Annotated in this window: 13 protein-coding genes; 5 read left to right on the forward strand and 8 right to left on the reverse strand. The window is 69.4% G+C overall.

Annotation, left to right across the window (positions count from 1 at the left end):
* The first annotated feature begins 7 nt into the window (after positions 1–7).
* Positions 8–337 (forward strand): hypothetical protein, encoded by a 330-nt coding sequence (locus tag ACSHV8_RS13645; RefSeq protein ID WP_436532923.1) that lies wholly within the window; start codon positions 8–10, stop codon positions 335–337.
* On the opposite strand, the gene ACSHV8_RS13650 is transcribed toward ACSHV8_RS13645, so the two are convergent.
* Complete coding sequence (locus ACSHV8_RS13650; RefSeq protein ID WP_436536763.1) at positions 320–2,335, reverse strand: M48 family metalloprotease; 2,016 nt, start codon at positions 2,333–2,335, stop codon at positions 320–322. The genes ACSHV8_RS13645 and ACSHV8_RS13650 overlap by 18 nt on opposite strands.
* A gap of 86 nt (positions 2,336–2,421) precedes the next feature.
* Entirely contained in the window at positions 2,422–3,027 is a 606-nt protein-coding gene (locus tag ACSHV8_RS13655) for a hypothetical protein (RefSeq protein ID WP_436532925.1), read from the reverse strand.
* A 722-nt stretch (positions 3,028–3,749) separates the two neighbouring features.
* On the opposite strand from ACSHV8_RS13655, the gene ACSHV8_RS13660 reads away from it, so the two are divergent.
* A complete protein-coding gene (locus tag ACSHV8_RS13660) occupies positions 3,750–6,422 on the forward strand; it encodes a hypothetical protein (protein WP_436532927.1) in 2,673 nt (890 codons plus the stop codon).
* A 169-nt stretch (positions 6,423–6,591) separates the two neighbouring features.
* Entirely contained in the window at positions 6,592–6,741 is a 150-nt protein-coding gene (locus ACSHV8_RS13665; RefSeq protein WP_436532929.1) for a hypothetical protein, read from the forward strand.
* A gap of 63 nt (positions 6,742–6,804) precedes the next feature.
* Here the strand turns inward: ACSHV8_RS13665 and ACSHV8_RS13670 are convergent, their stop codons facing one another.
* The 4 genes from ACSHV8_RS13670 to ACSHV8_RS13685 all read right to left on the reverse strand — a co-directional run bounded on the left by ACSHV8_RS13670 (position 6,805) and on the right by ACSHV8_RS13685 (position 10,240).
* Positions 6,805–7,899, reverse strand: coding sequence for a glycoside hydrolase family 19 protein (locus ACSHV8_RS13670; protein ID WP_436532931.1), 1,095 nt, complete (start codon positions 7,897–7,899; stop codon positions 6,805–6,807).
* A 232-nt stretch (positions 7,900–8,131) separates the two neighbouring features.
* Positions 8,132–8,461, reverse strand: coding sequence for a hypothetical protein (locus ACSHV8_RS13675; protein WP_436532933.1), 330 nt, complete (start codon positions 8,459–8,461; stop codon positions 8,132–8,134).
* Positions 8,462–8,528: 67 nt separating this feature from the next.
* Positions 8,529–9,668: a GDSL-type esterase/lipase family protein gene (locus ACSHV8_RS13680; protein WP_436532935.1), complete on the reverse strand. Its 1,140-nt coding sequence runs from the start codon at positions 9,666–9,668 to the stop codon at positions 8,529–8,531.
* Positions 9,665–10,240 (reverse strand): TetR/AcrR family transcriptional regulator, encoded by a 576-nt coding sequence (locus ACSHV8_RS13685; protein WP_436532937.1) that lies wholly within the window; start codon positions 10,238–10,240, stop codon positions 9,665–9,667. Before ACSHV8_RS13685 ends, ACSHV8_RS13680 begins: the two co-directional genes overlap by 4 nt.
* A 187-nt stretch (positions 10,241–10,427) precedes the next feature.
* Here ACSHV8_RS13685 and ACSHV8_RS13690 point away from each other — a divergent pair, with 187 nt between their 5' ends.
* The gene (locus tag ACSHV8_RS13690) at positions 10,428–11,909 is read left to right on the forward strand and encodes an FG-GAP repeat domain-containing protein (RefSeq protein WP_436532939.1); all 1,482 of its coding nucleotides are present in this window, start codon (positions 10,428–10,430) and stop codon (positions 11,907–11,909) included.
* 405 nt (positions 11,910–12,314) lie between these two features.
* Positions 12,315–12,947 carry a class I SAM-dependent methyltransferase gene (locus ACSHV8_RS13695; RefSeq protein WP_436532941.1) on the forward strand — a complete coding sequence of 211 codons (633 nt, stop codon included), beginning with the start codon at positions 12,315–12,317 and terminating at the stop codon, positions 12,945–12,947.
* 49 nt (positions 12,948–12,996) lie between these two features.
* On the opposite strand, the gene ACSHV8_RS13700 is transcribed toward ACSHV8_RS13695, so the two are convergent.
* Both ACSHV8_RS13700 and ACSHV8_RS13705 read right to left on the reverse strand, forming a co-directional pair.
* The gene (locus ACSHV8_RS13700) at positions 12,997–13,374 is read right to left on the reverse strand and encodes a hypothetical protein (protein WP_436532943.1); all 378 of its coding nucleotides are present in this window, start codon (positions 13,372–13,374) and stop codon (positions 12,997–12,999) included.
* A gap of 109 nt (positions 13,375–13,483) precedes the next feature.
* A complete protein-coding gene (locus ACSHV8_RS13705) occupies positions 13,484–14,344 on the reverse strand; it encodes an alpha/beta fold hydrolase (protein WP_436532945.1) in 861 nt (286 codons plus the stop codon).
* Positions 14,345–14,346: the final 2 nt, after the last annotated feature.

Below are 14,346 nucleotides of genomic sequence, written 5' to 3' on the forward strand. Positions count from 1 at the left end.
CGATTCGGTGATTCGCCGCCTCGAATCGCCGCGGGCGCCGGGTCAGGGCGGCACCGGGGCGGGCCAGGGATTCCGATTTCGGAATTCCCACCGCCGCACCGTCGTCACCTCCGAGCCCAAGGACCTCGCCCAGGAAACCGCCCGCGTCGCCGAGGACGTCTCCTGGCGGGTCGCCGCCATTCAGGCCGACGCCCAGAGCGCCGCGGCATCGACCAGCGAGATCGCCGGGGCATCGAGAAAATTCAACCAGCGCCGGGCCGCCGCCGTCCCGGCCGAGGAGCAGACCGCGATCACCGGTGAGACCAGCGGCAACATCGCGTCAAGTCCGGATGCCTAACCGGCGCCGGACCCGTGTGCCCGCCTGGCTGATCTCCCCGCCCGACGGATACCCCCCCAACGCTCGCCATCGGCAATTCCATGGTGGCGTTGCCGGAGAAGAAGGAAGCGTGAGGCGGTACGGGAGGACCAGGGTTACCAGTGCGGCCAGCAGGTAGACGGGGGCCAGGACCGCGAACGTCGCGGTGAAGTAGATGCCGGCTTGCGCCGCAGGGCTTTCCCAGCCGTGGAGGAATCGTAGCCAGATTGCCGCTGCGACCGTGAAGGTCGAGGCTGGGGCAATAGCCATGGCGGTGATCAGGCCGTCGGCTCCACGCCGGACGAGGAGATAGGCGACGACGGTGCCGCCGGCGGCCGCCATGGCCCAAGAGTCGCGCAGAAGAACATTCGGCGGGTTGGTGGGATGGGTGATGACGAGCCACCGGACAACCAGCGCGGCGGCTGCCGGGAGGAGGACCAGGACCGCGATCAGGGGGAGTCGTGGACGGTGTCTTGTCCAGCGCAGAGCGAGCACGCACAGCCCCACCACGGCGCAAGCACCCGTGTAGTTGAAACCGAAAGAGCCCAAGCCCACCCATAACCCGGCCACCCAACCGTGGCTGTGCACCCAGGGGAAGGCGCCCCAGCTGATCCAGAGAGCGCCGCTGAACAGCAGCGTGTTGAGGCCCCCGATCGCGACCCAGGTCCTACCAGCCACCGGTGCTCGGACTGCGCCGCGGGCCCAAGCGCGGGCGAGCAGGCCGCTGGCCGCGGCGGCCGCACCGACCGACGGTGGCAGCAAAGCGAGCATGATCAGGCTGTCAAAAATGCCCTGCCCGGGAATGGTTCTCTCGGAGAAGCCGGCCAGCAGCCCGGCCGCGGTCGCGACGGCCAGCGTCGTCGAGGTGGTGCGCAGTGGCGTCGGAAGGCCGATGTGCTCTGCGATCAGCGTAGCTCGCCACAATGTCGTCCCCCAGACCGACGCGAGCACGACGCCAGCCGTGACACCGGTCAGGTGGATTCCACTGGGCAGCCAGCCGTCGGCGTCGTACGCAGGCAGCGCGCCATAGAATCCCGGGATCATGATTCCGGCGAGCAGGCCGGCCGCAGCCGCGTCAACCAGGCGCAGTTCTGAGATGCGGTGGGGCTGCGTGAGCATGGCTACGCGACGATGGGTGGTGGGGTGGACTGCCAGGAGGCGGTGCCACAGCGCGTGTCGTGGTGCCGGCCCGTCGCTTAGCAGGTGCAGCAGACCCGCGGCGCCGCCCTCGGCAGCGGCCAAGTCAGCTTCGTGTTCGCGGGATCGGAGTGCGGCCGCTGACAAGATGGCGGCCACGGCCAGCAGGAGCAGAGCCCGCAGCGAGTAGTTGACCGTAACGGCGTGACCGACGACGGACCAGAGCACTGGTAGCGGAGCTTCGACCAAGGCCGCGGGGTTGGCCAGCACCGCCTTGTTGAGCAGAAACAAGGGTGTGAGCAGGGCCGGGATCAGCGCCCACCGGACTCCGCGGGTGAGCCACACCAGGGTGACATCGCCCGCGCGGACATGGGCCGTCTCGTGTCGCAGGACCGCATCGACCTGCTCCGGAGGCAAGCGGCGCAGACCGCGTGGCAGGATGATCCGGATGCCGCGCAGGGCGCGTGCGGTGAAGGGTTCATGCAGCCGCCAGTTACCGAAGAACACTTTCGGTGGTTGGCGCATCCCGAGGAAATCAGCCGCCGATGCGGCGCGGCCGGCGATCTCGGCCTCGGCGGGAACCAACGGCCGGGCTCGCCATAACAGCCGGTACGGTAGCACCAGCATCAGCAGCACCCCGGACAGCAGCACCGCCAGTACTCCGACGGCAGCAGAGCCGACTCGCTCGTAGTCCACCGTGTTCACGCAGCGCAGGTAGGCCCGCTCCTCGGTTGTATCACCGGCGATGCTCAGATCGACCGGGTGCGCGGTAGCGCATTGCTCGAGGATTACCTTCCGGTGGTTGCCGCGGGTCGCGTCATAAGAGGTCTGTCCGGCGAACATGCCGGCCACGGCGAGTACCAGGAGGATCGCTGCGTACCGAGCAACCCCGGGTGAGGGAAGTCTTCCGGTTCCCGGGACGGGCGTCATCATCGACCAGCTTCGTCTCGACGGCGCATCGCCGCCACGATCTGCGCCGCCGTCATGGCAGCCAGGTCGGCTCGCATACCGCGTTCGGTCAGCAACAACGTCCACAGCGCAGTGATCTCCGACCAGGCGGTCTCGGAGCAGACGGCGCCGGTGTCCACTGTTCCGCCTGGCCGGAAGAGCCTCGTGACCACTTCGTAGGCGGCCGAGCTCAACCGATCCATCGCCCCGTCGATTAGATTCGTGGCCGCAGCAGCGGCCACGAACGACAGCGCGGAAAGCAACGCAGGCGTGGCCAGCGCGAGGTCGATGCCCATCCCGACCGGCGCCCGCAATCGCCGAACCCGCAACTGCCGCGGATCCGCAGCGGACCTGGCCAGCAGCTCGGGAAGAAGGTCCAACTCGTCAGGAAAGACGGCGGTCACCACCTCGACGGCGATCGAGGACACCAGCATGCCGGTATTGGGGGTTGCCGCAGAATGTGATTCGAACAAGCCTTCCTCCACGGGATCGTCGGGCGCCGAAGCTCCCACAGCGACGATCTCGATCGCACATTCGTGAAACCGGCCATGCTTGGCAATTCCCCCACCATCCGAGCGAATCTTCATTCCATCGGGTATGCCGGCGGTGCACCTGACTTCCAAGGGTGAACCGGTGCGGGGAGTTTCGACGCCAACGCCCGGTCACAGGCCCCATCGCCCTCGATCACCGACCCTGACCAACCGAACCGGTTCGTCACCTGCTGTAGCGACCGCCTCAGCGGCATCCTCCACGGAACCCGAAGCCTGACGTGCCGGCCGCGACGCGAACGGCCTCGATCCGCCTTCGGCGTGCGGCACGGCGGGTGACTGCTCACCGCAGGCCAACGCGGTCGGTGGCCGAGAGCGCGCGATTTCCGTGTCCGCTGATCTGCTGTCCACATTCTTCGCGGCGACTCCATGGCAGTGCCCGCGCGGCGCACAAACAGCGCTCGACAACTGAGAAGCGCACGCCTACGCGGCTCAACAGCGCCGAGGGTCCGTCTACCGGACCTATTTGCCGATGCCGGAGCGTTCTCTGTTCCGAGCGTTGATCCCGCCGTCTTACCGCTGCTCGGTGACGGGAGCGCTCAAATGCGAGAGCGGTTGCACGGGTGCTGACCCTTGGATCTTGCTGAAAGCCGACAGTCGGTGCTTGAACGGTACACATCAGATTTTTCTCCGATGCCGACGGCGGTGATGGCTCTATAGCGTCATGCGCGGTCTGCCGGACGTACCGTCGACATCGTCACGAGGATGCCGTGAGCCGTACAAGAGTCGCCCTTGGCGCTGCCGTGGTCCTGGCCGTCGCTGTGACGCTGACGTTCGGATATCTGGCCGCGGCTCATGACCGGGCGCTGGCCGGTTCGATCATCCAGGCGGTGACCGCGACCGTCACCCTGGCCGGTGTCTGCGGTACCTCGTTGTGGCGGTACACCCGTGGGCGTACCCGGCGGCCGGCGACCGATGTCGGGGAACACCTCGACCAGCTCGCGGACGCCGTTACCCGGCAGTGGGAGAACGCGGTGATGGAGCGCGGTCTGCGGTACCCGACCCCCGTACCGATGCGGTGGAAATGGTCCTCCCGATGCATTTCTGCCTCGGCCGAGGATGCCGTGGGAATCCCGTCGGTGGTCCGTACCGCGCCGCTCCCGGGAACCGATCGGGTGACGCCTGCCGACCTGGCCGGGGGCGACGCCGAGGATCTCTTCCGGATTTACGCGGGATTGGACTCCGGCCGGATCCTGTTGACCGGCCGGGCCGGCGCCGGCAAGTCCAGCGCCGGAATCCTGTTGTTGCTGCACGCGCTGCAGCATCGCAACCGGCAGGCCGACCGCACCCCTATTCCGGTGCCGGTCATGCTTACCTTCTACGGATGGGATCCGCGCCGTCAGGACTTCGCGTCGTGGCTGACCGATCGTCTGCTCGGCGACTACCCGGCACTCGCAGCTGCCGGCCGTACCGCCGTCGCAGCGATGGTGCGCGACGGCCGCATCGCGGTTTTCCTCGACGGCCTCGACGAAATCCCGGAAGGCCTCCGGCCGGTGGCCGTCCGCGCACTGGACCGCCAGGTCACGCATCGGATCGTACTCATTACCCGACTCGGTGAGATGGTTCGGACTGCCCAGGACACCCACCTGCCGGGCGCCGCTGCGGCGGAACTGCTGCCGGTGCCCGTCGATCATGCCGTGGAATATCTGCTGCGGGTGAGCGTCAGTCCCACACGCCCCGGTTGCCGAGCGGTGGCCGACCATCTGATGCGGGCGCCGAACGGTCCCCTCGCCCGCACCGTGGCTCAGCCCTTGATGCTGGCACTGCTGCGTGACCGCCTCGCCGCCGACGACGACGTCCACGAGCTGCTGGAGCTGGAACGTGCCGGCAACGCGACGGGCATCGAGGAATGCCTGCTCGACCGGGTGATCGCGTTGGCTTATCGGTCACCCGGGAGAGTCTCGCCAACAGCGGCCCAGGCGCTGCTCAACTTCCTGGCGGCCAACCTCAACAGCCGTGGGGTCCGCGATTTCGCGTGGTGGGACATGCCGAAGTGGCTGCCACAGGGTCCACGGACGCTGGCCACGATGGTCCTCGTCACTGTCGTCTGGAGTATCGGCAACGGGGCAACGATATTGGCCGACCGGCTGGTGCTGGGCCCGGGTTTCGGAACAGCACGTGACGTTCTGATTGCCGCCTTGCTAGACGGACCCGGAACGGCGATGTTCGCAGCGCTTGCCGTCGCCCAACCCGGACATGGCGCGGCGGCCAGGCGCCGGGCCGCATTCTCCCGGACGGTGATCAGATACGGCTTCGTCTGCGGAGTGTTCTCTCACATCGGGGCCCAGATGACACTGCCGATGAGGTACGCACCGTTTGATATCGCGGGGACTGTGGTCTTCACCCTGCTTCTGGCCAAGAAGCCTGCGCTTCGTCGGCGCGATGGACGGCTGCGGGTCACTTTCGACAACCCCGCGACGCTGTCGGCACCGATCGGTGCGTGTGCCGTCCTCCTCGGCATGTTCATCCGCTTCCTGCCCGACGGGGTAGTACCCGCATTCAGCGGAGCCGTAGGGCAGACGCTGGCACTCGGACTGCTTCTCTACTTCCTGCAGCCACCACGTGAGGTGACACCTGCGAGGATTGCCGGCACGGGGCGCCCGGGCCTGCTCGGGCGGGCGACGCTGGTTGTGGGCCTGTCTGCCGCGACCGCTTTTGGGCTCCTCACGCTGTCGATGCTGGCCGATTCCCGTACTGGCGACATGCCCTCCCGTTCCCTGCTCGCGTTGATCGCCGCTCTGATGTTTTTCCTGGTCATCCTGCCGATAATCGGCCTGTTCCCGCATCGTGACCTGGCAGACGGCGGTGTCCCGGCGAGCCCGCTGCGTCTGATGCGCCAGGAGCTCCGCTGCCGGGTGGCGGCCGGATGCGCGCTCGGTCTAGCGCTCAGCCTGCCCGTCGTTCCGTCGGCGATGCTGTTCGAGCCACCGCCCGGCGCGCGGGTCGACGCGTGGGTGGTGAACTTGCTGTTCGCCTCCGAGACCCTGCTGCTCATCGGTGCTGTGGGCGGTCCCACGTTCGCTGTCGTCTCCAGCCGTACGTGGCAGACGATCCTGCTCGGCCTGCAGATGCGCGCCGCCGGGCTCGGTCCCTGGCAACTGCCCCGCTATCTCGACGACGCTCATCGCCGAGGTGTTCTGCGTGTCCTCGGTCCGGTGTACCAGTTCCGGCACGCCCGGCTGCAGGACATGCTGGCCCGCCCCAGGACGCTGACGTGCAGTCTCCGGCCGGCCCCCGAGCAGAACAGGGCCGAGCCGGCACCGTCGAGCGCTACGCAACCCGACCGGCCGAGTGAAGATGCCGATGGCCGGGACGCGATCTTCATCGGCACGAGCACGCCCCCGGCTTCGATCGCGCGAAGCGTGACGGCCACGCGGTGCCTGTCGTGCCCGACCGGCGGCGGATCCGTACGCGGCCGCTGCCCAGCTCGCTGAAGCCCGCGCCGCGCCACAGCCGCCGAATCTGTTCGCTGCCGTGCACGGCCGTCGGACGGACCACGCCTGATACGAAACGCACGGTCTCGCAGCCGTATACCTCACAAGGCGGGTTGCGGCGCACCGCGGGCGGGTATGTAAAGGGCTCGGCACACAAGGAGGCACCACGATGGCGACCATCGGCCAACGCGTCAGCGCATTCTTGCGGAGCCCACGAGGTCAGCAGCTGGTGGATCAGGGGCGCCGGCAGCTGGCCAAACCGGAGAACCAACGTCGGCTGCGCGGGCTGTTCGAACGGCTGCAGAAGCGGCGTCGCTGACGAGAATTGAGGGGTACGGCCGCTATGGCCGTACCCCTCAAACGTGTTGTGAATTTTTGATTGTCAGCAGTAGAGGTTGGCGCCCGGGGTCACGCCGAGAATGCTGGTGAAGCGGTTGTAGGCGTCGACCCGGCTCTGGACCTGGGCCGGGTTGCCGCCGTTGCATTCGAGGGAACCGTTGATGCTGCGGATGGTCTCGCCGAAGCCGCGGCTGTTGACCATGGCGTCGTGCGGGGTCATCGTGCCCGGGCCGCGCTGGGTCATCCAGTACCAGACGGCGGTCTGGTAGGCGACCGACGCCTCGTTCTTGACCCGGTCGGGGTTGTTGAGCAGGTCGATGCCGAGCGCGTCGCCGGCCGCCTTGTAGTTGAAGTTCCAGCTCAGCTGGATCGGGCCGCGGCCGTGGTAGGCGCTCTGCCCGGCCGGGCAGCCGTAGGACTGGCTGCGGTCGCAGTAGAGCGGCCAGTTCGCCTGGTTGATCTCCTCGACGTAGACCAGGCCGCCGGACTCGTGGTTGACGTTGGCCAGGAAGGCCGCGGCCTCCTGCTTCTTGACCGTGTCGCTGCCGGTGGTGGTGAACGCCGGGAACTTCTTGATGGCGTCGATCAGGCCGGCGTACGAGTAGAACGCGATCCGGTTCGGGAACATCTGGTTGAACTGGGCCTCGGTGACCGGGAAGCTCCCGGATCCGGTGGGCGGCGGGGTGGTGGTGCCGCCGCCGGAGCAGGAGTACGGCGACCAGTACCAGGTGCTGATGACCGGGTCGTAGCCCGGGTTCTCGTGCGAGGCCTGGTAGTAGAGCCCGTTGGTGTAGCGGACGATCGCGCCGGCGGCGTAGTACTGACCGGCCACCCAGTTCGGATAGTTGCAGGTCGCCGGGGGAGTGGTGGTGCCGCCGCCACCGCCGCAGGTGCCGTTGTCGGCCCAGACGCCGGAGCCGCCGGTGCTCGGCGCCTCACCCTGGGTCCACCACTTGGCGGTCCAGTTGTGGCTGTTGTACGAGGCGGTCATCCCACCGGTGTACACCTGCGAGCTGCTGTACGCGGTCACGCAGGCCGCGGCCGCGTTGGAGGCGGTCACCGGCAGCAGGGCCGCGGCGGCGCCGGCGATGGCGACGCTCACGGCGGCCAGGATCGACACAAGCCGTCTTCTGGGCATAGTTCACCTTCCGTACGTCGGGGACGTACTGGCGGGAGAGGGGATGAGAGGTACATCGACTCAACTAGATACCGACAGGCGAGTCAAGGTATCTGTTAAGAAAGTTCAGAAATTATCAACGCGGCCGGTGAGATCGTGGCGCTGACGCATGAGGCGGCCGCGGGCCCGGCGGGGGCGACGCCGCGGCGGAGCTGGGAACGTGGGGCGGCGCTGACGCCGCCCCACGGGTGGATCAGGAAGCGCGGAACGCCGCGAACTCGCCCGCCCGGAACGTGCGCAGCGTGCCCAGGCCGACCGCCGCACCGGTGCAGTCCGCCCCGGCGTAGGCGTGGACGGCGGTGACGTCGCTCCAGCCGACGAGGGAGTCGGCCGAGGCCGGCAGCGCCGTGCAGGCGCCGTCCGGGTGGGCGACGTTCAGCACCGGGGTGGCGAACGACCCGCTGTAGAAGGTCAGCCCGGTGTGCGGGTCGGTGACGGCGGCCCCGGCCGGGGTCACCGACAGGCCGACCGCCGCGGTGGCGACGGCCAGGCCGATGGCGGCGCGGGTGACGTTCTTGGTCATGGTGGCGTCCTCCTTCGTCGATGGATCGGCTGATCCACATCGGACGACGTATGCCCGCGCCGGAAGTTCACCGCGTGCGGAAAGGCCCACCCGCCCCGAAGGTGTGCTCGGCGAAACGTTCGCCGATCAGCTGATGCGTCGCCGTGTCCGGGTGCAGCGCGTCCGGCAGCGGATGCCCGGCCGCGTCCTTCTCCCCGTACAGCAGCGTCCCGTCCAGGTAATGCAGGTTCGGATCGTCCGCCCGCCGCTGCACCAGAGAACTCAGCGCGTCACGGATCACCCGCAGCGTGAGCCGCCCCAGTTCGGTGTCGCCGGTGCGCCCGGTCGCGACGAACCGGATCTGCTCCGTGCCGACGGAGTCCGGGTCGATGGCCCCAGGGCCGGGCGTGTCCTCGTGGATGCCGCAGAAGATCGAAGAGATCACCATCAGCGGCGTACGGGGATGAGCCTCCCGGATCGTGTCCAGGAACCCGTGCACCGCGGGCACGAACGTCCGCAACCGCATCCCGTCCAGGTTCACCACGTTGATCCCCAGCTTGACGCTGATCAGGTCGGCCGGCGCGTCCCGGATGACCCGGGCGGTGAACGGGTCGACCAGCGCGCTGCCGCCCAGCCCGAGGTTGCGCAGCTCGACCCCGGCGCGACGGGCGGCGACGGCCGGCCAGATCCGCGCCGGGCTCGCCGCGTTCGAGCCGTGGCTGATCGAGCTGCCGTGATGCACCCACAGCTTCTTACCGGTCACGACCGGCCGGACGGGCTCGTCGGCGCTCAGCTCGATCAGCTCGACCGTCTCGTTGTGCGGCAGCCACAGCTCGACGATCTTGTCGCCGGCCGGCAGCCCGTCGAAGCTCGCGGTGTGCGCGTCGCCCGGCCGGAACTCGGTCGCCCCGGTCCGCAGGTCCACCGCGACGAGGTCGCCGCCGGTCAGCCGGTCGGTGGCCACGATCTCGTCGCCGATGACGAGGTCGACGGCGCCGCGTGGGCGCTCGGCCCCCACGTAACCGACCCGTGTCGCATGGCAGACCATTCGGAGGGTACGGGCGGTGGTCGCCACGACGACCCGTACGCCGGAAGGTTGTGACTCGGTCATGGTCAGCTGCGGATCGGGGAAACGCTCGCGCACCCACGCGGGCAGCCGGTGGGGTTTGAGACCACGCGCGGTGGTCTCCAGCTCGGCGGCGCCGTGGACGAATTCGGGGTTGATCATGGGTTCTCCCGGGGCCAGGTGGTGAGGAGGGTGTCGAGGGCCTGCACGGTCTTGCGCCAGGACACCTCGGAGGACGGGCTGCTGTGGTCGAAGCCGCCGATGCGTTCGAGCGCGAGGTAGCCGTTGATCGTGGCGCCGAGCAGCCGCACGGCGTGCACGTGCTGGTCCTCGGGCACGGGATAGCCGCGCAGCACGGCCTGGTTGAGCGTGACGATCTGGCGGGCCGCATCCGAGCGCACCACGGCGTCACCGGCGCGACGCTGCAGCGACTGCCAGCGCCCGGGCGCGTCCCGGGCGAACTCGCGGTGCGCGGTGGCGAAGCCGTCGAGTGCGTCGTGCCCGGCCCGGCCGGCGATCGCCGCCGCGACGCGCCGTGACAGCTCGCCCAGGGCCAGCGCGGCCACGCCGTCGCGCAGCGCCTCCAGATCGCGGACGTGCGAGTAGAGGCTGGGCGCGCGCACGCCGAGCCGCCGGGCGACCGCCGACAGCGTGACGGCCTCGAATCCGGCCTCGTCGGCCAGGTCGGCCGCGGCGGAGACGACGGTGTTCGAGCTGAGCGTGATGCGTTCCACCTGCACAGCCTATACCCATTAGGTGATGTCCTACGATCCGTAGTCGGTGCATTTCGGACGGACGAGGGAAAGATCACCCACCCCGAATGCCTTTCGCGTTCGCCGGGGTGTGTGGCAGATTGGTGCCGCGCGGCGAAAGAAAGCGGGGAACCGGGCTGTGAATCAGAGCAGGCGAGCACGACCACGATTGACCACCATCGTTGCCGGTTCGATCGCTCTGAGCTTCGTCACCGGCTCGATCCTGACCCCGTCGGCCGCCCAGGCCCAGCCCGACACCACGCCCTCGGCCGCCGCCGGCACCTGTCGCCCGGGCGACGTGACCGCGGCCGACAAGGTGATCGCCGACCAGATCCGGCCCCTGATGAGCGGCCGGCGCCTCGGCTCCTGGGTCAGCGGCGGCAGCATCGCCTGCGCCCGGATCATCGTCCGCACCGTTCAGGACCGCGGGCTCGGCCAGCGCGCCGCCGTCATCGCGGTCGCCACCGCGATCGCCGAGAGCACCCTGAACAACCACACCGAGGCGACCGACCACGACAGCCTCGGCCTGTTCCAGCAGCGGCCCTCGCAGGGCTGGGGCAGCCCTGGGCAGCTCGTCGACCCGGTCTACGCGACGAACGCGTTCCTCACCGCGATGATCCGCAAGTTCCCGGGCAACAGCTGGGTGACCGGTGACATCGGCTCGATCAGCCAGCGCGTGCAGATCTCGGCCACCCCGGGGGCGTATGCGCCCGAGGTCCCGGACGCCGCGCTCATCGTCGGCGCGCTGTGGGCCCAGGTCGCGGCCCCGCCGCCCGGCACGGCGAAGGCCACCCCGGCGGCGACCCCGACCGGCCCGTTCCAGCGCACACTGGCCGCCACCGCCACCGAGCTCGGCTCGCTGGACGGCGCGCACGCGCTGACCCTGGCCGACTGGAACGGCGACGGCAAACCCGACCTGGTCGTGGTGAAAGCGGCCGGCACCGTCACCGGCAAGACCGAGCTGCGCATCATGGACGGCTCCCGCGGCTTCTCATCGCTGCTGCTGCTCACCGCCACCGCGGTCGGCCCGTCCGATGGCACCCAGACCTACGCGGTGACCGACTGGAACGCCGACGGCAAACCCGACCTGGTCGTCGTGCAGCGCTCCGGCACCGCGAGCGGCCACGTCGAGATCCGGGTCGCCGACGGCGCGTCGTACTTCCAGAAGATGCTGGTCGAGACCGCCACCGCGCTGCCGGCGGCCGACGAGCACCATCAGTTCGTGATCACCGACTGGAACGGTGACGGCAAACTCGACCTGGTCAGCGCCCAGACCGCGGGCACCGCCAGCAAGAAGGTCGAGGTGCGCGTCCTCGACGGCGCCACCAACTTCCAGCAGCCGATCGGCCCCGACCTGGTCACCGCCGAACCCGCCGCCGACGGCCTGACGGTTTCGGTCACCGACTGGAACGCCGACAAGCACCCGGACCTCGTGACGATCCGCAAGGCGGCCCAGGCCGACGTGCACATCCTCGACGGGGCGGCGTCGCTGGGGCGCTACCTGACCCAGACGAGCACCGGGCAGCCCTCCGACGACCAGCACGAGTTGCTGGTCAGCGACTTCAACGCCGACAAGCACCCGGATCTGGTGGTCATCCAGAAGAGCGGCACCGCCTCCGGCCGCGCCGAGGTCACCGTCCTCGGCGGCTGACGCCTCAGGCCACTCAAAACCAGTCAAAAGCCTTGCGCGTACGGCGGTAGCGGCCGCTCCCGCCGCATCACGGCCGTGCCCAGCCCCGGAGCGGCCGGGCTCAGCGTTGCGCGGCTCCGGTGAAGAAGCGTCGGGCCGGGCGGGTCACCAGCATGCCGAGCGCCGCCAGAGCGAAGCCGTCCACCACCGTCCCCAGGAACGACATCACCAGTGACGTGCCCAGCTGCTCGGCGACGCGCCTCTCGGAAGATCCGTTCGGCCAGGTCGGCGCTCGTTCACCGGTTTCAACCCAGGTTCCTAGGATGCTCCAGCGGGTGTGTGGTGGCCGACCGGCGACAGGGCGCTTGGCCGGGGGCGTTCAGGATGGGAAGGTCCGGGGGAGTCGTTTCACCCGGGGAGGCCACAGTGGACGAGTCGGAAGCCACCGCCAAGGCGCGCCGCGTCTGGGATCAGACCGCCGATCGGTACGACCGGCAGATCGAGTTCATGGAACGGCACTGGTTCACCGGCGGCCGGGAGTGGCTCGGCGAACGGGCCCAGGGCCGCATCCTCGACGTGGGCGTGGGCACCGGGCGGAACCTGCCGCACTATCCGCCCGACACGACCCTGACCGGCATCGACCTGAGCCCGGCGATGCTCGCGTTCGCCCGCCGCCGCGCGACCGACCTCGGTCTCAAGGCCGACCTGCGGGAGGGCGACGCCCAGCACCTGCCGTTCGGGGACGAATCCTTCGACACGGTGGTGTGCGCCCTGTCGCTCTGCACCATCCCGAACCCGGGCGCAGCCATCGCCGAGATGCGGCGCGTCCTCATCCCGGGCGGGCGACTGCTGCTGGTCGACCACATCGGGAGTTCCTGGCCCCCGGTCCGGGCCGCGCAATGGCTGTTCGAGCGTTTCACCATCCCGACCGCCGGCGAGCACTTCACCCGCCGCCAGCGCCCGCTGGTCGAGGCGGCCGGCTTCACCGTCGTCGAGGCGACCCGCCTGAAGGCCGGCAGCATCGAGCGCATCCACGCCCGCAAACCGGCCACGCCGTGACGCCGGCAGTGCGGCCGAGGTGGTGGCGGCAGAATCCGGGCAGGCCGGCTCAGGACAGGCAGTGGATGGCCACCACGACGCGGTAGGTCGTTCCGGTCAACTCGGCGGAGAGCACGTCTATCTCGGCGGGGCGCCGATCGGTGCGGACCAGGGAACCCTTCTTCGCCGCCAGGCAGCTCGGCCAGTGACCGACGGTGCGGACCTTTTTCGCGTCGACCCATTCGGTGATGGCCGTCTGATACTCCCCGCTGTCCTCGCTCGTCCCGGCCTCGAAGACCAGACGCTGAGCGTCCTCGTTCGACCAGGTCACCGTCCCCTTGATCCGCCGAGGCGCGGCCGTGTGGTCCCGCCAGGCCCACGCCGCCCCGAATCCCACACCGACCGCCACGACCAGCCCGGCCACGAACGACGCCCGCACTCCCTTCACAAGATCACGTTACTGCCGCCGAGCGGGCGCCGGAGGGCGATCATCCGAGCGCGTGCACACCTGGCCGGGCGGGTCTGCTCTTGCGGGAAGTCGCGTTCCTGGGCACGGGTCACAGCCGGATCAGATCGGCGACCTCCTCGGGCAGGCCGGGTGACGTCAGGGCATGGCCCATCCCGGGCACCACGTGCAGCACCGCGCCCGGGATCGCGGCCGCCAGGGCCTCGCCGTGGCCGAGAGGATGAAGCGGATCCTGGTCGCCGTGCACGACCGAGGTCGGCGCGGTGATCGACCACAGCGGGGCGAGCAGGTCGGCTTCGGGCCGCCACGCGGCCCGCTCATGGTTGGCGGCGGCCGCCGGATCGGTGGCCCGCGACAACGCCAGTTCCAGCATCGCCCGGGCGGCCGGCTCGTCGAACGGGCGCACCGGCCCGTTGAAGACCCGGAACAACGCCACGTCGGACTCCACCCCGGGCGGCAGCCCGGCGGCCTGATGGGCGAGATAGGCCGGTGTCGGCGGCGGCAGCCGATCCAGGTCGGCCGGCTCCCCGGCCAGCGCCCGGGCCCAGGCCCGCACCGGCGAGCTGGAGATCATCGTCAAGGACCGGACCCGGCCCGGTGCGTGCACCCCCAGCCACTGCGCGATCATGCCGCCCAGCGAAGCCCCCGCCACGTGGGCGGACTGCAGGCCATAGCCGTCCAGCACGGCCAGGCAGTCGCGGCCGAGATCGGCGATGGTGTACGGGTGAGCGTCGAAGTCCACCACGCTGGACCGGCCGGTGTCGCGATGATCGAACCGGATCACCTGGACCCCACGCTCGATCAGCCGGCCGACCAGCGCATCGGGGCAACTGACACCCTGAGCCGCCGACCCCATGATCATCAGGACGGCGGGAAGCTCCGGATCCCCGACCCGCTCGGTCCATATCCGTAACGGTCCGGAAACCACAAAACGCTCGTGCGTGTCCAACATGG

The organism is Actinoplanes sp. HUAS TT8 (assembly GCF_051380535.1).
In the GTDB taxonomy this organism is placed as follows: domain Bacteria; phylum Actinomycetota; class Actinomycetes; order Mycobacteriales; family Micromonosporaceae; genus Actinoplanes.